The following is a 23,120-nucleotide window of genomic DNA, read 5'->3' on the forward strand; positions in this document are numbered from 1 at the left end:
ATTAAAATTCTTTTGCGTATTTGTTATGTTGCGTAATGTTTTGCTGAATTAAATCCATACGATCTTTTCCGAATTGTTCGACTAGTGCATGTGCAAGTTCCCATGCTACAACAGATTCAGCTACTACACCTGCTGCTGGTACTGCACAACTATCAGATCTTTCAATACTCGCTTGGAATGCTTCTTTCGTATCAATGTCAACACTTGCTAACGGTTTATATAATGTAGGTATTGGCTTCATAACACCTCTTACGACAATTGGCATTCCTGTTGTCATACCGCCTTCTAAACCACCGGCATTATTCGTTTTTCTCGTGTATCCATTTTCTTCATCCCATAATATTTCATCGTGCACTTTACTTCCTGGCTGTCTTGCTGCTTCAAAACCAACGCCAATTTCAGCACCTTTAAATGCATTAATACTCATAATTGCACCAGCAAGTTTTGCATCTAATTTACGATCGTAATGAACGTAACTACCAACGCCAATTGGCATACCTTCTGCAATGACTTCAACAATACCGCCGATTGAATCCCCACTACTTTTAGCGTTATCTATCGCATCCATCATCTCTTGTTCTACTTCTTTATCTAAACATCGAACTGGTGAATTTTCAGTAATCGTTTGAATTTCTTCTATTGGTAAGTTTGAAATTCGTTTCGCTTGTACCCCACCAATTTCAAGAACATGCCCTGCAATTTCTACGCCTAATTCTTTCAAAATTTGTTTCGCAACTGCACCAGCAGCTACACGAACTGTTGTTTCTCTTGCAGATGAGCGCTCTAGTACGTTTCTTATATCACGATGTCCATATTTAATTGCGCCGTTTAAATCCGCATGTCCTGGACGTGGTTTTGTAATTGTACGTTTCATATCTTTACTTTCTTTTTCCGAAATTGGCTCTGCACCCATTACTTTCGTCCAATGTTTGAAATCATCATTTTTAACGATTAACGTTATTGGTGAGCCAAGTGTCATCCCATGACGAACACCACTTACAATTTCAACTGTATCAGTTTCTATTTGCATGCGTCTTCCGCGTCCGTGCCCTTTTTGTCTTCTTAATAATTCTTTATTAATATGTTCCGCTGTTAATGTTAAACCTGCTGGTACACCTTCTAAAATAACTGTTAACTGCGGTCCATGTGATTCTCCAGCTGTAATGTATCTCATTTCTCTTGCCCCTTTACTATTTTTTTGTACAAAAAAGTCCCTACTGAGCGCTCAGTAGGGACGATGTTTATCGCGGTACCACCCTAGTTGTAGACAACTATCGTCTACCTCTCTTCTTCTGTAACGATCGTTTGACCGTCTTTCCCTCCAAAAGTTGGCGGAAAAGATGCTCCAAGGCTGTAATTCATGCTTATCTTTGTACTGATTCACACCGACCATCAGCTCTCTTTAACAGTGAGATAAGCACTACTGTTTCCTCTTCAGCGCATATATGATATGGAATTAAGATAATTTATTTTTGAAACCTTTTAACTCATCCATGAATCTATGGAATTCTGGAATATCCATTTGTTGTGCAGAATCTGATAATGCAACCGCTGGGTCTGGGTGTACTTCAGCCATTACTGCATCTGCGCCAATTGCAAGTGCTGCTTTCGCTGTTGGTAATAATAAATCTCTGCGTCCAGTTGAATGCGTTACGTCAACGATTACTGGTAAATGTGTTTCTTTCTTTAAAATCGGTACTGCTGAAATGTCTAATGTGTTACGTGTCGCTCTTTCGTATGTGCGGATACCACGCTCACATAGAATAATTTGGTCGTTACCTTGTGCAATGATGTACTCAGCTGCGTTAATGAACTCATCAATTGTTGCTGCTAATCCACGTTTTAGTAATACTGGCTTGTTAACTTTACCTACAGCTCGTAATAAATCGAAGTTTTGCATGTTACGTGCGCCAACTTGAATGACATCAACGTAGTCTAGCGCCATTTCAACATCGTTCGGATTTAAGATTTCACTAATGATCGCTAAGTCGAACTCATCTGCTACTTGGCGTAAAATTTGTAATCCTTCTACTCCTAAACCTTGGAAATCGTATGGAGATGTTCTCGGTTTGAAAGCACCACCGCGCATTAATTTTAGACCTTGGTCTTTCATCGCTTGCCCTACTTGGCGAACTTGCTCTAAGCTTTCTACCGCACAAGGTCCCATGATGAACGTTTGTGTTCCATTTCCAATCAATTCACCTTTTACATTAACGATTGTGTTTTCTTGTTTCTTTTTACGTGATACTAGTAATGCTTTACGGTTATCATCTTCTTGTAATTCTAAGCTAGCTTTGAAGATTGTTTTGAAAATGTGTTGAACTGTTGACGTTTCGAATGGTCCTTCGTTATGCTCTGCGATCATGTCAAGTACTTCACGCTCACGTACTGGATCAAAACGTTTCGTACCTTGTACTTGCTTCTGTTCCCCAATTTTTTGAACGATTTCACCACGTTTGTTTAAAAGGTGTAATAGTTGTAAGTTAATTTCATCTACCTGTTTACGTAATTGATCTAATTCATGATTTGCCATTTGGAAATCCTCCTCTAATGTTTTAAAAGTATAGTAAGAGAATGAAAAATTCTCTATTTTCTGAACTGATAAATTATACAAATTTTAAGTGGAATCGATACCTCTTCTTATTTTAAACGAATATTTACTATAAGGACACTATCGACTAGATAAAAACCCACTTTTTTGTACAAAAAATCCCTACTGATCCAATCAGTAGGGACGATATTTATCGCGGTACCACCCTAGTTGTAGACTTCTTTCGTCTACCTCTCTTCATTGTTAACGATCATCTGACCGTCTTTCCCTTCATAAAGACAATACTATCTTTATTACGAAAAAGATGCTCTAGGACTGTAATTCGCTCTTGTTTTTGTACTGGTTCACACCAACCACCAGCTCTCTGTTACAGGGAAACAACAACTACTGCTTTTCCTTTCAACGCATATATATTTAATTTTCAAGTTGGACCACTAAAATACAAAAAGTCCCTACTGAATAAATCAGTAGGGACGATATTTATCGCGGTACCACCCTAGTTGTAGACTAACTTTCCGTCTACCTCTCTTCACTGTTAACGATCAATTGACCGCTTTTTCTTCATAAAGACGAAACTATCTTTACTACGAAAAAGATGCTCCAAGACTGTAATTCATGATTATCCCTGTACTGGTTCACACCAACCACCAGCTCTCTGCTACAGTAAGACTAACCACTACTGTGATCTCTTCATTGCACTTTGTTTATTCAAATGTTTTTGAAATTGAATAAGTATGATTCGTATTATAGAACGCTTTTCAAAACACTGTCAACAACTTTTTATATATTTTTTAAAATTCCACTTCCGCCCTACATTTCTTCTTGTAAATTCTCCATAACAATTCCGATGCGAATTATCTCATTATCTATTGCATTTAATACATATTTTTCTACTCCATACTGGATTAATATTTCTTTTATTTGAATGATTTCAGTTTCAAGTAAATCGGCTTCCTGAAGCGTTTGTAATAAAGTAAAAAATACATTTGCATACAATTTTTTATACATTTTTATACTCTCTGTCTTTTCAAGTATTTCATTAAACAACTGTTTTAACTCCGTTTGATTCCCTTTTCCAACCACATCTGAAAATGTTTTTATTATAGATAATCCTCTTTCTACTATTTCATCCATAAATAAAATAATACGCAAAAGCATTACATATTCTCTAGCTGTGATTTCACCCATTTTCGGTCGCTCACGCAAAAATATACTGAGCCAAGATGCCCAAAATTTTTGTTGTTCTTTTGCACTTAGCGTTTTGACGTAATAGCATAAAAACTGCATAAATTTAATTTTATTTTCTTCATTTTCTTGTATAAGTAACGGGTATAACCAATCTGTTTTTTGCTCCCAATATAGTACACATTTAATAAATACAAAACTGAGCCATTTCAAGAAAGATTCCCTCGTATGCGGATGTAATACTTCCAAATGTTCTACTGCATACTTAATAAATCGTTTCATTTCTGTAAATAAAGGTAAATTGATTTGCGTGTAACATAAGCCTGCCCATGCATATTTCGTAATCTCATTTTCTTTCTTTAAATCTAAGCACGGTAACAAATATTTTCGGCACCATTGCTTCTCAATATGATAAAGAAATGTAATATCTGCTACTAAACGAGCTAACATAAAATTTGTCCGTTCTGTACTAACTCTTACTTGTTCTTCAAATAAAAATAAATATTCATACACGTTACGATCGTATAAATGATCATATGATAACAATTTTAATAATACAGCTGTCATTTTCCCAACAGGATGCTGGATGGATTCATTGTAAAAGTCTTGTTTTCCAAGCTTAAAATCTGTATCACTTTTCATTACTTGAGGGAATACCGAAAAAGCAAAACGTTTCACACTACGTATACTAGTTTCCTCTAACTCTTCTAATCGATTACTAATTTCATATAGAAAGCTACTAATTAACCAATGAAAAGCAGTATTTCTAACAAATTTCTGTAATAGCGGAATTACTTTTTGGATTTGTTCATTTGTCAATCCTCGGTTATTTCGCCACTCTCTAATACAAACAAACCATACTTCATTACTTATTTCGTGCATACCAACTAATTGATAGGCAAATGAAATACTCCATTCTGTATTCAACTTACATGCTTTCGATAACATCTCTAAAAAATGGCGTTGTTCAAAAACACCATCTTGAGAAAATTGACGAACTTGCTTCATAATTTCATCGTCTTTCAACTGCAATAATCCATCAGCAGTTACATTACAAGTAATACTTTGATCTACCGTCTCTTTCTTTTGTACACTATATCGATCAGAATGAAAGTGAGGATGTTTTTGCTGCATTAACTCATAACCTTTTGCTGTAGATGGACTATTCGAATCACAAGTGAATAATAAATCTAAAACTAAACAAGCATTAAATGCTCTCTCCTCTGCAAGGTCCTTCAATACAATTTGAATAACCTCTTCCTTTGTTTTTTCTAAAGAGAGTGCGAAATAATTTTTTATAAGTTGAAAAACTTCGTGTTTATACGTGACATCTAAAAGAAGTCCTTCCTGTAACAACCATTTCATTTTGGCATCGGCACTAACGAATATATTTTTATTCATCGCATCAATTGCAATTCGGTTCTGAAGCATGCTGTTTGCTTCTATCATTTCTGTAATATAATAATTTGCTTTTTTTTCATTATTTTCACACAAATAGGCTAAACACTCTTTTACAATTTGAATTAAAAATGCAAGATCATTTTGCTGAAACTCTTTTTCAACATTTTCCTTATCCTTTTTTTTCAGTGCCGTTTGTCGTAGTGATAACATTCGCATCTTCTCTATTCCCATCGTCATAATTGGTACGGCGTAATAGGAAATATGAGGTTTCATCTTCTCATTCCAAATTTGCTCCACATAAGAAAATGTAGACACTGGTAAACGACTCGATTCCTCAAGTTCTATTGATTCTTGTGTATCATTTCCCCATTTTCTCTCCCGCTTTAACTTAAGCTTTCCATCCAAAATAAATGTTAGTAATAATAAAGCAATCTCTTTATGCTCAGGAAAAGAACATTTTTGGAGTAAGTAAGAAATTTTTTCAATTGATTTACTATCTTTTTCAGCTGTTTCTAGTAAAAGAAGTGTCCATCTTGCAAACAACAACGGGTCCATTTTAATTTTCGTTTCGTTTAAGTAGCTACAAATTGTTCTCCATAATAACGGAGATAGTTTAGAATGATTTTTAAAAATTAATTGAAATAATTCTTTTTGATGACTAAAAAGAAATTGTTCCACCAACCATTCTGCAAGTAATTCATCTACCTCATTATCGTTTGATGTAACTAAAAATAAATTTTGTAATTTCCCTTCTGCTTCAAGCCATTCCACCCATTCATAATCATGAGTAAATTCAACAAAGTAGCGGACTGTTTCAATTTTTTTTATGGATTGTTTTATGTATGATAATTGTTCCTGCTCTACTGACGGTGGAACTGTTACTATGTCACGAATCCGCATTCGTTTTGTAATATAATTATCTCCCATTAATTCCGCCCATCGCTTCACTGCTTTAACAAGAGATTGATGATTATTACCTTTATTCGGGTATACAATCGGCCGTATTCCTAAGTGCTCCCAATGGTACGTATTTTCCCCTTGCGCAACAAATGCATAACGCCTTGTACTTGGTGGTAAACCAGTTGCTAAATATTTCATTACTGGATCATTATGGCTATATCCAACGAATAAAACGGTATAATTCGAGAATAAATCAACTAAAAATCTTCTTGCCCATCCTTCCGTCAAGTAAGCCCTTCCAAAATCACCATCTGTTAATATTAATGCTTCTTTCTCTTGTTCTATATTGCCATGTATGTAGGCGAGTCCTTTAAACGCTCTACCTGTAGGTAACGCAGGTGCGTAATATACGTTTAATTCTCTATTCATTTCTTTCATCGCAGTTGTAAAATGCCGATCAAAATTTGTCGTTACAATGCGGACTTCCGTATCTAAAGGAAACAATCTCGGAATCGCATAATGAAGAGGATTCGGCTTTGATTTTTCAATATGAACTAAATCTCTTGCAACTTGATGTATATCTTTTGTTTTCGCAATTTTACCAAGATAATAATCATGAGGTTCTGTTATTTCACGCGTTTCTACATATAACGTTTTCGCAATCTCATCAACTAGATCATCAAAATTCGGTAAGTTTGATTTCCCTTTCATAGAAACTCCCGCTCCAACAAATAGTACTAACTTTCCTTGTTCAAGATGATCAATTAACTCCTCTGGAATTTCTACTTCTGAAGTAATCCACATCATGGATTCCCCCTTACCTAAAAATGTCATATACTCTCATTTTACTATAACATTTTTTCTTTGTTTTTTTAATATTTAGACAAAAATCGAACATGAAAAAGTTTTATGTAAATATATTTGTTACAATGTATGAACTCCTAAATTTATTGTAAAACTATGTATAAATCGGAGGTGTAAATATTGAATGGTTTTACTGTAGTTCTTATTAAGTTTATATCGTGCATTATCGCATTTAGTATCGGACTCGCTTTATTTTTCCCTGCAACGTTCGTCCAAATTATTTCATTTAGTCTCTTTGTTACAATCGTATCCTATATGTTCGTCGATAAAATCATATTAAACCGAATAGGCAATACCGGTGCCATTATGTCGGATTTCTTACTAACGTATTTAAGCGTATGGATTTTCGGTAATATTTTATTAGACAATTACATGCAAATTGCATGGGGTAGTTTCCTTTCCGCTACTGTCTTTACATTATCTGAAGTAATCGTTCATCGCTTTTCTAACTCACACACAAGGCACCAAAATGATAACATTCATATTAATCGCCGCTTTGCATATGGTACGGAATTTGCTGAAGAGCAGAATATATTGGATAAAGATAAGAATAAGAAGAAATGACATTTTGATGCAGGAGCGCCCTTTTTAATTATGTGGTGCTCCTTTTTTATGTATTCATTATGGTACGTGAAATTATAAGAACGATGTTTTCAAGATATCGTTCTTATAATAAAAAACTGCCTCTTATTTAGAGGCAGTCACTTTCAAATCTTTTAACGCAACAACATTAGCAAACGCTCCAAACACTACATTATGATGCTTTACAATGTCTTCCGCACGTAACACGTCTGTATGAAACGTACTATGTGCATCACTCACTAACGTTACTTTATACCCTTCACTAAACGCTCTTCGCGTTGTCGTATCCACACAGTACTCTGTTTGCATTCCTGAAATAATAACGTGTTCAATGCCTTTTTCTTGTAATACTTCATTTAAGTTCGTCTTATAGAATGAATCTGGCGTCGTCTTTTCAATGATACTGTCCCCTTCTTGCGGGGCAATTACCTCATGCACTTTCCAACCAGCTGTACCTTTTTCTAACGGATGATCTTTTGGCCCGTTATGCTGTACAAAAATAACTGGAATATCATTTGAACGACATTCCCCAATAAGCTCTTGCAATATTTCTAAAAACTTTTCCCCATTATGTACTGGCATTCCTGCTGTATACATACCTGCTTGCACATCAATTACTATTAAAGCTTTTTTCATTTCGCGCAGCTCCCTTTGTTTGTATTCTATCATCCAACAATCTTCTAATTTCCCCTCATGCAGCTCATGTTCCTTTAATATCTTCACTTTTTTAAAGCCGCATTTTTCATAACATTTTATCGCACGTCCATTATTTACTTTCGGATCCATCGCGATTGCTTCTGCTCCCGTGTTCTCCATAATATAAGTAATTGCTGCCTGAACGAGTTTCGTTCCAATTCCTTTTCCCCAATAATTCGGTTCTCCGATAAATTGATCCATTCCCCATACATTTTGTGATTCTTCATAGCCATATAATGTTTTCCACTCAGAATCAACTGGATACATTTGAATATAACCGATTGGCATATCATCAAACTCTATTAAGCATCTTTTTTCATGACTATTTGGATTATGTATAAAATGATCCAGTACCATTTCTACAGATTGCGGATTATCTCGCCCTTCGTAATACTGTAGAACTTTTGGGTCTGTTAACCATTTTGAAATGATTGGTGCATCCTCTTCTATTACGTATCTAATCGATATATTATCTTTTTGAAATAGCATATAGTACCTCTTTTTAATTATTTATATTTTTTCTTTTTTTAAAATCTTTCATTGCACCTATTAGTACGTATGGTAACAATGTAATCATAAAAAGAGCAGTAAACAAATTAAAATGAGGGATTTCATATGGAGTGAACCATTCCGTAAAAAATTTGGAATGTAAAATTCTACTTAAAAATTCCCCACTTGGTTTAAAATTTGGTGCCCATCCAGTAACCTCACAAATAATAAACAACAATTGAACAATAATAAATGCCCCTAGATAGCGAAACCATGTCCGTTTCAAAATCGGCTGCGCCTTATTTAATTTATGTTCCATCTAGCTCCCACCTTTTTACTTCCATCCTATTAATTATACACTTTTCACGGTTTATTTGTTAAAATTTTCTATATAATCATTCGTGCTGGGGGAATACATTATGTCTAATCCTATCCTTAAATCAACATTAATCATTCTTAGAGGAAACTCCGCAAGTGGTAAAACAACAATCGCAAAGCAACTACAAGAACATTTCGGAAAAGGTACACTTTTCGTATCACAAGATGTTGTACGTAGAGATATGCTTAGGGTACATGATACGATGGGTAATTTATCACATGATTTACTATTTGAAATTACAAAATACGGAAAAGGAAAATGTGAATTTGTTATTTTAGAAGGCATTTTAAACAGTCGTAGATACGGTGAAATGTTGAAAGAATTAATACATTTTTTTGAAGGAAACGTCTATACATATTACTTTGATTTATCGTTAAAAGAAACGATTCGACGACATACTACAAGGGACAAACGGCATGAATTTGGTGAGGATTCCCTACAAAAATGGTATAATCCGCACGATACAATTGAAGTTACTAGAGAAACTATTTTTACAGATAACTTCACGCAAAAAGATATATTTGATGCGATTCTTACTGATGTTGCAATCAAAAAACAAGACTAACATAATCTGTTAGTCTTATTTTCTTTATGCACTTTGTATTTTACTTTCACAAAAATAAAAGCCAGTCTCAATAAAGAGAACTGACTTCTATCTAGATAACTATATCGATTAAAGAATTTTAACTTTAACAGTTTGTCTTCCCCAATTCATAGCTTTACTTTTTGAACCCATTAAAACATCAATACGATTTCCTTTAATAGCACTTCCAGTATCACCAGCAATTGCTTCGCCATAACCTTCTACCCATACTTTAGATCCTAATGGGATTACTTTCGGATCTACTGCGATAATTCTCATATTCGGATTAGCCGTTAAATCATGCCCCATCGCAGTTAAAACGCGTCCACCATATGTACCATTTTCACTTGGATCCGCAGTATATGCAGTCGCTACTACCGTTAATTCACGCTTAGCAGCCTGCGTGTTATTTTTAGACTCTTCTCTTGCTTTCGCTTCTTCCTTAGCCTTGGCTATTTCTCTTGCTTTTGCCTCTTCCTTAGCCCTTGCTATCTCTTGGGCTTTTGCTTCTTCCTTAGCCTTCGCTATTTCTTGGGCTTTCTCTTCTTCCTTAGCCTTCGCTATTTCTTGGGCTTTCTCTTCTTCCTTAGCCTTCGCTATTTCTTGGGCTTTCTCTTCTTCCTTAGCCTTCGCTATTTCTTGGGCTTTCTCTTCTTCTTTAGGCTTTACTACTTCTTGTACTTTCACTTCTTCTTTAGGCTTTACTACTTCTTGTACTTTCGCTTCTTCCTTAGGCTTTACTACTTCTTGTACTTTTACTTCTTCCTTAGGCTTTACTACTTCTTGTATTTTCGCTTCTTCCTTAGGCTTTACTACTTCTTGTACTTTCACTTCTTCCTTAGGCTTTACTACTTCTTGTACTTTCACTTCTTCCTTAGGCTTTACTATCTTTTGTGTTTTAACTTCTTCTTTAGCTTTAACCGTTTTTTGTACTTTCGCTACTTTCTTCGTTTTCTCTTCAGCTTTTTTTTCAACTGGGGCTGTACTTGATAGGAAAGAAACATTTGCATAGGCTGTTTTTCCTTTATACTCAAATTGCAGCCATCCGTCTTTTACTTGATGCGTTGATTCAATAACATCATCTTTTTTCAGTCTGCCAAGAATTTCTGATTCTGTATTCGCATCAGAACGAACATTTAACAAATTCGCTGTTACATGATACACATCTTTTGTAAACTCCGAACTAACAAACACTTCTTTACCGTTTAAATCAATTTTGGACCATCCATCTTCGGTATTTATTACTTTTAACTCTTGTCCCTCCTTTACTTTTTCGACAACTTTTGATTCCGTAGTCGGTTTTTCACGTACATTGAGTACATCTGCTGTTACGATCGTTTCTGCGATAGCAGTTGTGGTAAAAGCCCCCAATCCAAAAACAGTTGCTGTTGCTGCGCCAATTACTTTTTTCATATTAGCCTCCATTACGTTTTTTGTATTCTATGAAAAATTTCCATAAAATCAGGAAATTTCACAGTGTATCAAAACATTTGCAATAGTATATTATTACCGCTTAATATACTGTTTTTAAAACTTCCTACTTCAATATTATCAAATTCTCAATTCTAATTCTATACATTATCAATCTCCTCATCTTTTATAAACTTTTCATACTAAATAGTTGTCGCAATTCCCGCCAAAAATAAACTTACAATTGCTAAAAATTTTGTTCCGACTATAGCCCCTCTTAAATGAAACTTATAATCTTTATAACCCTTCATCCCTTCTGTACTAGGAATAACAACAAATCTCGGGGTAATCCAGCAAAAGATTAGCCAATCAATTATAAACAAATCTACTAAATTGAAAATCATTAAAATACCAAAAGTATGTAAATAGGCATCAACATATAATAATTTTTCATGTTTATGTAGTATATATGTAGAAACGACAGGCGTACCGAAAAGAATAGCATTATATGCAATATTAAAGTAGATTGTTTGCTTCTTTTCATAAATCGATTTTGGAAAAACTACCTTTTGAATATCTTTCGGATATTCAGTTAAAGAAAGACGGGGATTATAATATAAAGATCCTAAAATCATTACGGATAGTACAATAGACATAATGACACCAACGTACATCATTTGCTCAAATGGATTCATATGCTTCATTCACCCTTTTCTGCATTCACTCCATAGTGCACGCACTTAATTACACATTGTATGTACGTTACTAACCAAAAATTAATAATTACCTTTAATAATCTTTTATAATTGAAATTATGATTTACGTGTCATTAAACTTTTCTGAAGAACATTAAAAATTAGTTTGGAGGAGTTATTATGAAGAAACTATATTTTAATAAATTTGAACCAACAGATTTCAATTTATATTTCCAGCTCGTTTCAAATGAAGAAGTAATGGCGCAAATTACCGAACGCGCTATTCCGTTAGATGAAGCAAAAAATGACTTTACAAAGCTGTTAAAGTGCAATGAAAACCATCAACTATTCGGCTCTTATAAAGTATATGATTCTATTACAAATGAATATATTGGTCTTGGACATGTTACGGTAAACGAGGATAATGTTAAAGAAGCTGAAATTGGATATATGATTTTGCCAGAGCACTGGGGAAAAAGATATGGTAGTCCAATCGCAAAAGAATTAATGCATATTGCGGAACAGACAGATGTAATCGTTCTAAAAGCAATTATCGATCCAAATAACATCCCCTCTCGAAAAATTTTACTAAATGTCGGTTTTACATCTGAGAAAGTTTGTGAGATTGATGGATTGCCTGGGGAGATTTTTAGTACATATATTTAACAAAATAAGAAATGCTACTCTTAAACTAAAAGTAGCATCTCTTTACATATTACGTCCTATTCAATCATCGAAAGTAAAACTTTCTCAAGCTCTTTTTTAGAGAACATACTACCATTTATACAGCCATTCTCTTAATTGTACTTCATCCAAAATTACATTCTCCTCTCATAATCTTTCACACTATATTCGCCCGTTTTCTGCAAAAAGTTCATTTTACATAAAAATTTATTTATTACAATAAGAATATAATATATATTAAAAAAAGAGGTGAATTTCAAAAATGAATAAAGAGGATAAATTTCACGCTGAAAAAGCGTTAAAAAATCTCTTCATCGGATCACAAGTTGATGGATTACAATTTGGAATTTCTCCAGGCGCTATAAAGATTCATTTCACAAACTTTCACGACCCTGTTGAGTATGACGGACAATTATATATTAATATCGAATCAAAATGGTGTTTATTTAATAAACCTCAAAAAAGATACCCATTAAATGAAGATGAATTTGAGGATTATTCTGAGGAAGAAGAATATAAGAGAATATTTGAGATAAGAAGACAAAAAAAATCACTTTAACAAAACGTTTCCTTCCCAAGCTTCCAACTAAACCATCTCCCATGCCCTTCTGTTTCCCCAACCGTTTCACGATATTCGTTACCGTTAATATAATAATCAATATGAAGGTCACGATCCCACATGTTGTTATAAAGGTGGAATACATCACGTTTTGCGCCGATTTCTTGCACTTGTTTTTCTAATTTATGTTTTACTTGTTCAGGTATTTGATTTGCGACGTGTGTATGGAAAATACAGATTACAGCATCATCACTTATTTGTTCAATAATAGATGGCAATAGCTCCACACCGTCTCCTTCTATCAATTGGACAGATTCATTTTTCACTAAAGATGCTGCTTGGTCAAACATTTCAAGTCTTTCTTTATGTTCTGGCCAAATGAGTGCACGTAGCCATAAATAATCTTCATCACTATGTAAATCATTTACATGTAAGTCTAGTCCGATTCTTTCAACGACAGTTGGACTGTCTTTTAGAAAATGAGGCGCACTTTCCCCTCTTATTTCAGAAGTTACATGTACATTTGAATTTATATTTCCGTATGTTTCATCTGTTCCGTACGAATAGCTATATTGGTCCCAGAACAGTTGTAATCCAGAACTTGTCCCAATTTCAATTAACGCTAATGGCTTTTTCACTTTATTAAATATGTAACAGAAACTTGGGTATAAGTACGCACATCGCCTTACTTCATTCGTTTGAACAAGTTTTGTTTGTAACAAAGTAATGATTTCTTCTCGGTACGTTTTACAGAAATCTTTAAAATGATCAAAAGCTTGATCTAAATCCGTATTAGCATTTTCAACTAAGCTACTATAATACGTTTTTACATGATGTTCTTTCCCTGTTAGTAATAAATAATGTACGGCTCCTAATAGTAAGTTTGGGACTGGTTGACCTGCTTGAGCATAGGAAGATAGTGTTAGTACTTCCTCATCTTCAGCAATTTTTATTGATAAGTATTCATATAAGTCACTTGACCCTTTACATTCCTTTATTGAAAAATTTCAAAATAAGTTTGCGATTTGTTCTTGTGTACGCATTGGTATCACTCCTTTTTATTTCACAGAATAATCATACTATTATTAGGGGATAAAATTCCATAATAAGGTATCCTTTCTACCCATTATACGATACGTAAGCTTTTTCGAGATAATTTCGAACTGTGATTTTTTTCTATTTATCACCTTAAAAGAGCTTGTTAAATAAGATTTTTGGCGAATAAAACGTTAAATAGTTTAAAATTATCAGATAACACTAGATATTTTAGTCTATTAATTATTATAATAGAGTATGAGATGGTTATATAATTGAGACAAAAAAGGTATACACCTAGGTGGGGCCTAGGCGGTGTTTTCAATTTACGGCTTAGATAAAAAAACACCTACTCTTTTTTGCCAATATAGGGGATGGAGAGATTATCATGAGCAACATGCAGCAAAAAACAGACGTTATCTTAATTGGTGCAGGAATTATGAGTGCAACGTTAGGCTCATTACTAAAAGAATTAGCACCTGAATGGGAAATTAAAGTTTTTGAAAAACTCGCAAGTGCCGGGGAAGAAAGCTCTAATGAATGGAATAATGCAGGTACAGGGCATTCTGCGCTATGCGAACTGAACTATACTTCCGAAAAATCTGACGGATCTATAGATATTAGTAAGGCTGTAAAAGTGAATGAGCAATTCCAGCTTTCAAGACAATTTTGGGCATATCTTGTAAAAAGCAATTTAATTCGTAATCCACAAGATTTTATTATGCCTCTACCTCATATGAGTTTAGTACAAGGCGAAAAAAATGTTGAGTTTCTAAAAAACCGTTTTGAAGCGCTTTCAAAAAATCCACTGTTTCAAGGAATGGAATTTTCCGATGCTCCTGAAACATTAAAAAAATGGCTTCCACTCATTATGGAAGGACGTACACCTAACGAACCAATGGCTGCAACGAAGATTGACTCTGGAACAGACGTTAACTTCGGTGCATTAACTCGTATGTTGTTTGATTACTTACAAACGAAAAATGTCGAGCTAAACTACAAACATAGTGTCGAAAATATTAAACGTACGAAGAATGGTTTGTGGGAAGTGAAAGTACACGATATGAATAGTGGTAAAATTGAGCATCATACTGCAAAATTCGTCTTTATCGGCGGCGGTGGTGGTAGTCTACCTCTACTTCAAAAGACTGGCATTCCTGAATCAAAACATATCGGTGGATTCCCAGTAAGCGGACTATTTATGGTATGTAAAAACCAAAAAGTTGTAGAGCAACATCATGCAAAAGTATACGGTAAAGCTAAGGTTGGCGCTCCGCCAATGTCTGTTCCTCACCTTGATACGAGATATATAGACAATAAAAAAGCTTTACTATTTGGACCGTTCGCAGGGTTCTCTCCTAAGTTCTTAAAAACTGGCTCAAACCTTGACTTAATTGGCTCTGTAAAACCAAATAACGTCTTAACGATGTTAGCAGCTGGTGTAAAAGAAATGGGACTAACAAAATACTTAATTCAGCAAGTTATGTTATCGCACGAAAAACGTATGGAAGAATTACGCGAATTCATTCCGAACGCGAAAAGTGATGACTGGGATATTGTAGTTGCTGGGCAACGTGTGCAAGTAATTAAAGACACTGATGCTGGCGGTAAAGGCACACTTCAATTCGGTACAGAAGTTGTAAGTGCAGCTGACGGTTCAATCGCTGCATTACTAGGCGCTTCACCAGGTGCTTCTACTGCTGTTCACGTCATGCTTGAAGTATTAGAAAAATGTTTCCCAAGCCGTATGGTAGAATGGGAAGGAAAAATAAAAGAAATGATCCCTTCTTACGGCATTTCACTAACTGAAAATCCAAGATTGTTCCAAGACCTTCACACTTCTACTGGTCGTACGCTTGGATTAAATGAAAAAGAAACGGTTCATAATTAAAGAAGAAATTAAAAAACGTCCGATATATTCGGACGTTTTTTTGTTACTAAAAATTATATTTATCAATATTCTCTTTCGTAAATACAACTCGTTCTGGCAATACAATAATTCCATTTCCTTCTGCTTCATAATCATAACCTTGGATGGAATTTGGCTCTACTTTCACTGTTCCGATTCCTTTTACTTCAAAGCTATCCCCTACTTTTAACTTCTTCCCTTTTACAACGATTTCATTTGCAACATACGTAGCGAGTGCGCCTTGCTGTTTTACATCCCATAATCCAAATTGTTGTACCGTTCCTCGTTTTACGTAATCACGCATAACGTTTGGTGTAGAGAAGCCAGTTACGGCTACTTTTTTATCCATTTTTAAGTTTTCAGCTGCTTGTGCCATTGCCGGAAGTGCTGTTGCATCTGGGCAAATAACCGCATTAATATCAGGATACGTTTTTAATATGTTTTCCCCTACTGATAAAGATTTTTGCGCATTATTTTCACCGTACTGCGTCGTTACAATTTCCCAGTTTGGATATTTCTTTTTAATAATTTCTTTCGCTTTCGTTACCCATTGGTTTTGATCCGTTACAGTCGGGCTAGAATAAAAGAATGCTACTTTTCCTTTATCACCAATTTGTTTGGAAGTCATTTCAATTAATAAATTAGCAAGTTGGTCTGGTGTACCTTGGCTTATATAAAATGAACGGTCTTTCGGATTCACATCTGAGTCCCATGTTAACACCGTCATCCCTTTTTCCTTAGCACGTTGCAGTGATTGTGATAGTCCATCTACTGAAGTAGAAGAGACCATAAGTGCATCATAGTTTTGGTTAATAAAATTGTTTATATATTTCACTTGGCCTGATACGCTTGCTTCAGACGGCCCATCATATTTCACTTGTACGCCTAGCTTATCTCCCATCTCTTTTGCTCCTTCACCGCCCGATGTAAAGAAGCCAACTCCAGTTAGTTTCGGAATGAATGCAAATTTCACATCATCTGCTTTTTTCTTATCTGCCGTTTGGCTAGAACAAGCTATTAAACCGATTAAACAAATGCATACAATGAATACAATCCCTAGTTTTCTCTTCATGACATTTCCCCCTTATGCAAGTTCTTTCTTTTCCACGGTGTGAATTGATGTAATTTGAAATGTCTCATAATTACTGAAAGAATAAGAATAATACCAATTACTACGTTGGATTGTTCATTTGTTAAACCCGTCATTTGCAAGCCATACTGCATTACCCCTATAAAAATACTCGCCAGTACGGTACCGATAATGCTTCCTTTTCCCCCTGTAATAAGTGTCCCGCCTAATAAGACTGCTGTAATAATTGGTAAAATCGTTTCACTCCCCATATCTGCACGTGCGGAACCGAAATATGCAGTTAAGAAGGTGCCACCTAATCCACCTCCTAATCCGGAAAGTATGTAAGCGATGATAACTACTTTTTTCGTTTTGATCCCGGTGTATTTTGCTGCGTTTTCGTTCGCTCCTGTTAATTTTACGTGGCGCCCATATACAGTTCGGTGAAATAATAAAGTACATAAAACTGTTAATACGATTAGTATCCATAATAAATTCGGTATCCCTATAAAACTACCATTTGCCAGTTGTACAAATGCTTCAGGTATACCACTTATCCCTTCATATCCAGAAGTACCTGCCCCTCCTGAAATAACGAGTGCAATTCCGCCGTATAAAAACATCGTTCCGAGTGTAACGACAAGTGGCTCTACATCTGTCCTTTTTATAATGATTCCGTTTAAAGCTCCTGCTAAGCAACTAATTATTAGGGCTATTATGACAGCAAACAAAATAGGTATTCCGTTCATCCAAAGCACACCGATCAAGATTGAAGTAAGCCCCATTATTGAGCCAACCGATACGTCAATTCCTCCTGTTACAATAACGAAAGTCATTGGTATCGCCGCGATTGCTATAAATAGGAAATCATTTGTACTAAAAAGGAGATTACTAATATTTAAGAAATCACTACTTACAAAACTAAAGAGAATGAATTCTATAAGAAGTAATACAATTAGAACACCTTCCCATCTGTATAAATACTTCATAGATTCATCCTCCTTTCTGCCTTCCACTTTTTCATAACACTATCTAATATGACGATTAGTAATAATAAAAAACCTGAAATAGCATTATTCCAAAATGCTGGTATTTTTAAAAAGACGAGTGAACTACTTATCACCTCTAAAAATAAAGCTCCTAATGCAGCTCCAACTATAGAACCCGTTCCTCCTTTTAAATGAATTCCTCCAAGTACCGCAGCTGCGATAACCTGTAATTCTATCCCTGTTCCTGTTTGATTTGGAACGAAACCGATATTCATAACAAATATGCAACCAGCGAGTGCAGCGCTTATACCCGATATAATAAACGCATATATCTTTACTTTATTAACAGGTATACCAATGAGTCTCGCGCCATCTTCATTATCACCTACCGCATAAAAGTATCTTCCGAATGGCACTTTCCTTAAAAAAAAGTATAGTAGTAGTAAAATAATAAGAACAACCCATACAATTATCGGCAAACCAAGTATGACGATAGATGACAGTTGCTTAAAATCGTTTGGTATATCTTCAATCCACTTTCCGCCTGTGAAAATTAACATCGCACCTCTAATGACCCCTAACATACCTAATGTCATGATAATAGCTGGTACCCGAAACTTTGCAACGCCAATCCCGTTTGTGAACCCGATAATAGCTCCAAGTAAAATAGCAGCTGTAATAGACAAGAATGCATTATATCCATCCGATAACAACATCCCGCAAACCGCTGCGCTTAATCCCATAATTGAACCAACTGATACGTCTATATTTTTCGTAAATAAGACGAACGATTGGCCAATTGCTAGCACGACTAAAATAACGCTTGATTTCATCATTAAAGATAACGAGTTAAGCTGAACGAAACTTTGATTTATCATTCCGACAATGGCAATGTAAATTAGTAATAACAGTATGATAGAGGTTTCGTGCATTTTATACATACGTTTCATTCCGTTACACCTCCATATGCTAGACGTGTAACTTCTTCTACATTTATTTGTTCTTTCTCCAGATGAGAAACAAATTGTCCATTTCGCATTACATATACACGGTTTACTAATTGAACAATTTCTTCAATATCTGAAGAGATTAATAATATTGCGAGTCCTTCCCTTTTCATTTTTTCTATCGTTTCATATACTTCAAGCCTTGCTTTCGCATCAATTCCGCGAGTCGGTTCATCAAGAATAATAATTTTCGGATTACACGCAAGATATTTTGCAAGCACGACTTTTTGCTGATTACCTCCTGATAAAGATGCTAGTACTTCATCCATACTTCGTGCAACAATTCGAAACTGTTCTATATACGACTTCACTAAAGCGCTTTCTTTTTCTTGGTTAATGAAAAAACGACTATTTTGATGTAAACTTGCTGCAGTCATATTTTCTTTAACCGATGCAATTGAAAAAATACCATTTCTTGCTCTATCCTCTGGCACATAAACTAGTCCTTCGCTTAGTCTTTTATGCAAAGAGTATGAATCAATTGATTTTCCTTCTAATAAAATAGAACCTGATTTTATAGATTTCAATCCAAAAATCACTTCTGCTAATTCAGTTCTACCTGATCCAACAATGCCAGCAATACCTACAATCTCACCAGTATGTACAGTGAATGAAATGTTTTCGAATGCATGACTCGTTACATCAGTTACTTCTAATATTTTTTTCGTTTCTTTTGACTTTCGCACTATTTCTCTTTTCTCTTCTTGTTTATACCCTTTTGGCAATAATCCCTCCATCAACATGTCATATGTATAGTCACATACATCCCCTTGGCTTACAATCATTCCATCTCGTAATATCGCCACTTTATTAGCAATTTCAAAGATTTCTGGAAAGCGATGCGTAATATATATCATCCCAATTCCTTTTTCTTGCAAACTTTTCATCAGCACAAAAAGATTCTTCATTTCGTGAGTTGTTAATGTCGATGTTGGCTCATCTAAAATCAGAATCTCGGCTTCTCTTATTAATCCCCTAACGATTTCTACTAATTGTTGCTGCGCAACGGATAGTGATCCCCCTAGTTCTTTAAGATCAATCCCCCATCCTAAACTCTTAATCAATTGCTTGATTTTTACTTTTAATTCCTTTTTCTTTCCTTTTAGTCCGATACATATATTTTCTTCAATGGTCATATGCGGGAAAATGAGCGGTTCTTGTGGTATTAAATACATACTATTTCGGTGTGCTTCTGATGGATTTGAAAACTGTTTCCTCATTCCTTTTACATACATTTCTCCACTATCATACGAATATAAACCCGTTAATATTTTCATTAATGTTGATTTTCCAGCACCATTTCCCCCAACTAAAGCGTATATATCTCCACACTCTACTTGTAAATTCACTTCTTTTAGTACAAGTTGATTTGAAAACGACTTACTCATTTTTTTTACTTGTAATAAGGGCACTTTCTCCACATGATGTCACCTGCCTTTATGCAGAACATTTTTTGAGAAAATGATTATTTGTTCTACTTGTTTTGTAGCATTGTATATTCCTTTTTTCATATCTAGAACACTTTTTTCACCAGACTATTCATCGTATCAACTGGAATAAACAAAATATACGGCACATATGTTTAAGCAGTGGTCAATTGTTGAAAGGGATGAAGAGTATGACACAGCTGAACTTTGAAGAGAATTTATTAACGAAAGTAGCTTGGTACTATTATAAAGATCAATTAACACAACAGGAGATCGCTTCACTTCTTCATATTTCAAGAAATAAAGTCGTCCGGTTATTAGATAAGGCGCGCAGTGAAGGTATCGTTACATTTCACGTAAAAGGGACTGGTTTTCACTGTTTAAGTATTGAACGTGACTTAATGAAAAAATTCCATTTAAAAGATGCTTTCATTATCCCTACTCCAATAGACAATTATCACGCTTCTCTCGGAAAAGCTGCTGCACAGTATTTAGAAACTCAGCTCCAACAAGGCGATTTACTCGGCATTGGATGGGGTGAAACAATTAGCAAAATGCTAGAAAACATTCATTTTGAAACTTCCATTAATCTTTCAATCGTAACGCTAACAGGCGGAGTAAATCACTATCTCCCGAGAAAACAAAACTATTTACACTACATGCAAGGCGATCTTCATATTATCCCTACACCGTTTCTAGCATCTACAACCGAAATGGCACAAAGTATTCTATCAGAACCGAGTGTCAAAGATATGCTTCATGTCGCTTCACTTGCTCATACAGCTATTGTTGGTATTGGAGGATTATCTCAAGACGCTACGATTGTAAAAGAAGAAAAATTAACGCTACGTGAAATGACATATATTCGTAGCCAACACGGCGCTGGTGATATTTTAGGACAGTTTTATAATACGAATGGTGATTTATTACATCTTCCGCATCACAACCGCCTAATTGGTACGCCACTCTCTATCCTTCGCAAAATGAAGCATGTCGTTGGTGTTGCTGGTGGTACAGAAAAAATAGACGCCATTTACGGAGCTTTAAAGGGGAGATTTATTCATACATTAATTACCGATGAGGAAACTGCCCTCTCCTTATTACGAAAGGATGGTGAGTGTTAATGTCTCATTTATTAGCTTTCGATGCTGGTACAGGAAGCATTCGAGCTGTTCTTTTTGATTTACTAGGTAATCAAATTGCGGTCAGTCAAAAAGAATGGGTTCATAAAACGGATCCTCGTTATCCAGGCTCTATGAATTTTGATGTAAAAGAAAACTGGCACCTTGTACAACAATGTACGAAAGAAGTTTTACAAAGAAGTAATGTCTCTCCCTCTTCTATTCAAGCTATTAGCGCTACTAGTATGCGAGAAGGTTTTGTTTTATATGATAAAGGTGGGCAAGAAATATGGGCTTGTGCAAATGTTGATGGGCGCGCATCTGCTGAAGTTAGTGAACTAAAAGAAATTCGGTCACATCTGGAAGAAGATTTATATACAAGATCTGGGCAAACTTTTTCATTAGGTGCTTTACCTCGCCTACTTTGGATTAAAAAACATGAACCAGACGTCTATAGCAATATTCATTCTTTTACGATGTTAAACGATTGGATTTTATATAAATTAAGCGGCGTACTGCAAATCGACCCCTCAAACGGTTGTACGTCCGGTATTTTTAACTTACAAAATAGAGTGTGGGATAACGATGTCGCTAAAGAATGCGGTCTAGCTTTACCATTTTCACCAACAGTAAATGAAGCTGGTACAGTAATTGGCACCGTCACAAAAGAGTGTGCAGCATTAACTGGATTACGTGAAGAAATTCCTGTCGTCGCCGGGGGCGGAGATGCACAAATGGCATCACTTGGAACAGGAGTCGTGAAACCTTATCAAACGTTAGTATGCGGAGGCAGTTTTTGGCAGCAAGAAGTGAATGTTACAGAACCAATAACGGATCCATATGCTGCGATTCGGGTAAATTGTCACGTCGCACCTAACCTATGGCAATATGAAACGATTGCCTTTTTCCCAGGCCTTGTTATGCGATGGTTTCGAGACGCTTTTTGCCAAGAGGAAAAGAAACTTGCTGACAAACTTGGTGTAGATGCTTATGAATTATTAGAAGAACAAGCGAAAGACGTACCTGTCGGTTCACATGGCATTATCCCTACTTTTTCAAACGTTATGAACTATATTTCTTGGCGTCATGCCGCACCTTCTTTTTTAAATTTAAGTTTAGACGCTGACAAATGCGGCAAAAAAGAACTGTTCCGTGCTATTGAGGAAAATGCTGCCTTCGTTACACTTGGTAACTTAAAATTAATAGAAAATCTCACAGGGACATTCCCTTCTGAAGTCGTGTTTGCTGGCGGTGCCGCTAAAGGAAAACTATGGCCACAAATTCTATCAGACGTACTCGGTATCCCAGTAAAAGTACCAGTTGTAAAAGAAGCAGCTGCTTTAGGAACTGCGATTGCTGCCGGAGTTGGTGCTGGCATATATTCATCTATGGCAGAAACTGCCGAACAGTTTGTACAGTGGGAGCACACATTCGAACCAATTACTGAAAATCACGAACTTTATAAAGAGTTCTATGAAACATGGAAAACTGTATATGACAGTCAGCTCGCTTTAGCTGATATAGGGCTCACCTCACATATGTGGATTGCGCCTGGTGCACTGTAACAGATTACATTACATAAAGG

18 protein-coding genes, 2 pseudogenes and 3 other annotated features are annotated in these 23,120 nt (G+C 35.4%); of the genes and pseudogenes, 7 read left to right on the forward strand and 13 right to left on the reverse strand.

Going from position 1 to position 23,120, the window contains the following annotated elements:
• Window position 1: 1 nt before the first annotated feature.
• The 3 genes from aroC to ILS93_RS02540 form a co-directional block, all read right to left on the reverse strand.
• Window positions 2-1,174, reverse strand: coding sequence for a chorismate synthase (gene aroC / locus ILS93_RS02530; RefSeq protein ID WP_001269422.1), 1,173 nt, complete (start codon window positions 1,172-1,174; stop codon window positions 2-4).
• A 53-nt stretch (window positions 1,175-1,227) separates the two neighbouring features.
• Window positions 1,228-1,447, reverse strand: a binding site (T-box leader).
• A gap of 9 nt (window positions 1,448-1,456) precedes the next feature.
• The gene (locus ILS93_RS02535) at window positions 1,457-2,533 is read right to left on the reverse strand and encodes a bifunctional 3-deoxy-7-phosphoheptulonate synthase/chorismate mutase (protein ID WP_001273578.1); all 1,077 of its coding nucleotides are present in this window, start codon (window positions 2,531-2,533) and stop codon (window positions 1,457-1,459) included.
• 194 nt (window positions 2,534-2,727) lie between these two features.
• Window positions 2,728-2,963, reverse strand: a binding site (T-box leader).
• Between the two features lie 54 nt (window positions 2,964-3,017).
• Window positions 3,018-3,254: a binding site (T-box leader), on the reverse strand.
• Window positions 3,255-3,361: 107 nt separating this feature from the next.
• Window positions 3,362-6,841 (reverse strand): DUF4020 domain-containing protein, encoded by a 3,480-nt coding sequence (locus ILS93_RS02540; RefSeq protein ID WP_179958508.1) that lies wholly within the window; start codon window positions 6,839-6,841, stop codon window positions 3,362-3,364.
• A gap of 180 nt (window positions 6,842-7,021) precedes the next feature.
• Here ILS93_RS02540 and ILS93_RS02545 point away from each other — a divergent pair, with 180 nt between their 5' ends.
• Window positions 7,022-7,465, forward strand: coding sequence for a YndM family protein (locus ILS93_RS02545; protein WP_098101510.1), 444 nt, complete (start codon window positions 7,022-7,024; stop codon window positions 7,463-7,465).
• A gap of 123 nt (window positions 7,466-7,588) precedes the next feature.
• Here the strand turns inward: ILS93_RS02545 and ILS93_RS28615 are convergent, their stop codons facing one another.
• From ILS93_RS28615 to ILS93_RS02555, 3 genes and pseudogenes are all read right to left on the reverse strand, one after another.
• Window positions 7,589-8,119, reverse strand: coding sequence for a cysteine hydrolase family protein (locus ILS93_RS28615; protein WP_064475973.1), 531 nt, complete (start codon window positions 8,117-8,119; stop codon window positions 7,589-7,591).
• A 15-nt stretch (window positions 8,120-8,134) separates the two neighbouring features.
• Window positions 8,135-8,668 (reverse strand): annotated as a pseudogene (locus tag ILS93_RS28620) (GNAT family N-acetyltransferase); the annotation flags it as partial.
• 13 nt (window positions 8,669-8,681) lie between these two features.
• Complete coding sequence (locus ILS93_RS02555) at window positions 8,682-8,987, reverse strand: YfzA family protein (protein WP_098101506.1); 306 nt, start codon at window positions 8,985-8,987, stop codon at window positions 8,682-8,684.
• A gap of 100 nt (window positions 8,988-9,087) precedes the next feature.
• On the opposite strand from ILS93_RS02555, the gene ILS93_RS02560 reads away from it, so the two are divergent.
• Window positions 9,088-9,612 (forward strand): kinase, encoded by a 525-nt coding sequence (locus ILS93_RS02560; protein ID WP_064475613.1) that lies wholly within the window; start codon window positions 9,088-9,090, stop codon window positions 9,610-9,612.
• Window positions 9,613-9,720: 108 nt separating this feature from the next.
• Here the strand turns inward: ILS93_RS02560 and entB are convergent, their stop codons facing one another.
• Window positions 9,721-11,043 (reverse strand): cell wall-binding protein EntB, encoded by a 1,323-nt coding sequence (gene entB, locus ILS93_RS02565; protein ID WP_222659868.1) that lies wholly within the window; start codon window positions 11,041-11,043, stop codon window positions 9,721-9,723.
• 200 nt (window positions 11,044-11,243) lie between these two features.
• Entirely contained in the window at window positions 11,244-11,735 is a 492-nt protein-coding gene (locus ILS93_RS02570; RefSeq protein ID WP_001067769.1) for a hypothetical protein, read from the reverse strand.
• A 180-nt stretch (window positions 11,736-11,915) separates the two neighbouring features.
• Here ILS93_RS02570 and ILS93_RS02575 point away from each other — a divergent pair, with 180 nt between their 5' ends.
• Complete coding sequence (locus ILS93_RS02575; RefSeq protein WP_064475615.1) at window positions 11,916-12,401, forward strand: GNAT family N-acetyltransferase; 486 nt, start codon at window positions 11,916-11,918, stop codon at window positions 12,399-12,401.
• Window positions 12,402-12,681: 280 nt separating this feature from the next.
• Window positions 12,682-12,966: pseudogene (locus ILS93_RS02580) on the forward strand (hypothetical protein); the annotation flags it as partial.
• Between the two features lie 8 nt (window positions 12,967-12,974).
• Here the strand turns inward: ILS93_RS02580 and ILS93_RS02585 are convergent.
• Window positions 12,975-13,976: a DUF2332 domain-containing protein gene (locus ILS93_RS02585; protein ID WP_315971429.1), complete on the reverse strand. Its 1,002-nt coding sequence runs from the start codon at window positions 13,974-13,976 to the stop codon at window positions 12,975-12,977.
• A gap of 425 nt (window positions 13,977-14,401) precedes the next feature.
• Here ILS93_RS02585 and ILS93_RS02590 point away from each other — a divergent pair, with 425 nt between their 5' ends.
• Complete coding sequence (locus ILS93_RS02590) at window positions 14,402-15,904, forward strand: malate:quinone oxidoreductase (RefSeq protein WP_222659873.1); 1,503 nt, start codon at window positions 14,402-14,404, stop codon at window positions 15,902-15,904.
• Window positions 15,905-15,950: 46 nt separating this feature from the next.
• On the opposite strand, the gene lsrB is transcribed toward ILS93_RS02590, so the two are convergent.
• Genes lsrB through ILS93_RS02610 form a run of 4 tightly spaced genes read right to left on the reverse strand, consistent with a single transcriptional unit; the run spans window position 15,951 to window position 20,408 of the window.
• Entirely contained in the window at window positions 15,951-16,994 is a 1,044-nt protein-coding gene (lsrB, locus tag ILS93_RS02595) for an autoinducer 2 ABC transporter substrate-binding protein LsrB (RefSeq protein ID WP_064475617.1), read from the reverse strand.
• Entirely contained in the window at window positions 16,991-17,980 is a 990-nt protein-coding gene (locus tag ILS93_RS02600; RefSeq protein WP_064475618.1) for an ABC transporter permease, read from the reverse strand. The genes lsrB and ILS93_RS02600 overlap by 4 nt, the downstream gene beginning before the upstream one ends.
• A complete protein-coding gene (locus ILS93_RS02605; RefSeq protein WP_222659875.1) occupies window positions 17,977-18,930 on the reverse strand; it encodes an ABC transporter permease subunit in 954 nt (317 codons plus the stop codon). Before ILS93_RS02605 ends, ILS93_RS02600 begins: the two co-directional genes overlap by 4 nt.
• Window positions 18,927-20,408, reverse strand: coding sequence for a sugar ABC transporter ATP-binding protein (locus ILS93_RS02610; RefSeq protein ID WP_222659877.1), 1,482 nt, complete (start codon window positions 20,406-20,408; stop codon window positions 18,927-18,929). The genes ILS93_RS02605 and ILS93_RS02610 overlap by 4 nt, the downstream gene beginning before the upstream one ends.
• 197 nt (window positions 20,409-20,605) lie before the next feature.
• Between ILS93_RS02610 and ILS93_RS02615 the strand changes: the two genes are divergently transcribed.
• A complete protein-coding gene (locus ILS93_RS02615; RefSeq protein ID WP_098102484.1) occupies window positions 20,606-21,538 on the forward strand; it encodes a sugar-binding transcriptional regulator in 933 nt (310 codons plus the stop codon).
• Window positions 21,538-23,100: an autoinducer-2 kinase gene (gene lsrK / locus ILS93_RS02620; protein WP_149174152.1), complete on the forward strand. Its 1,563-nt coding sequence runs from the start codon at window positions 21,538-21,540 to the stop codon at window positions 23,098-23,100. The genes ILS93_RS02615 and lsrK overlap by 1 nt, the downstream gene beginning before the upstream one ends.
• The last annotated feature ends 20 nt before the right edge of the window (window positions 23,101-23,120 follow it).

It is taken from the genome of Bacillus sp. 16GRE42 (genome assembly GCF_019837435.1).
GTDB lineage: Bacteria > Bacillota > Bacilli > Bacillales > Bacillaceae_G > Bacillus_A > Bacillus_A wiedmannii.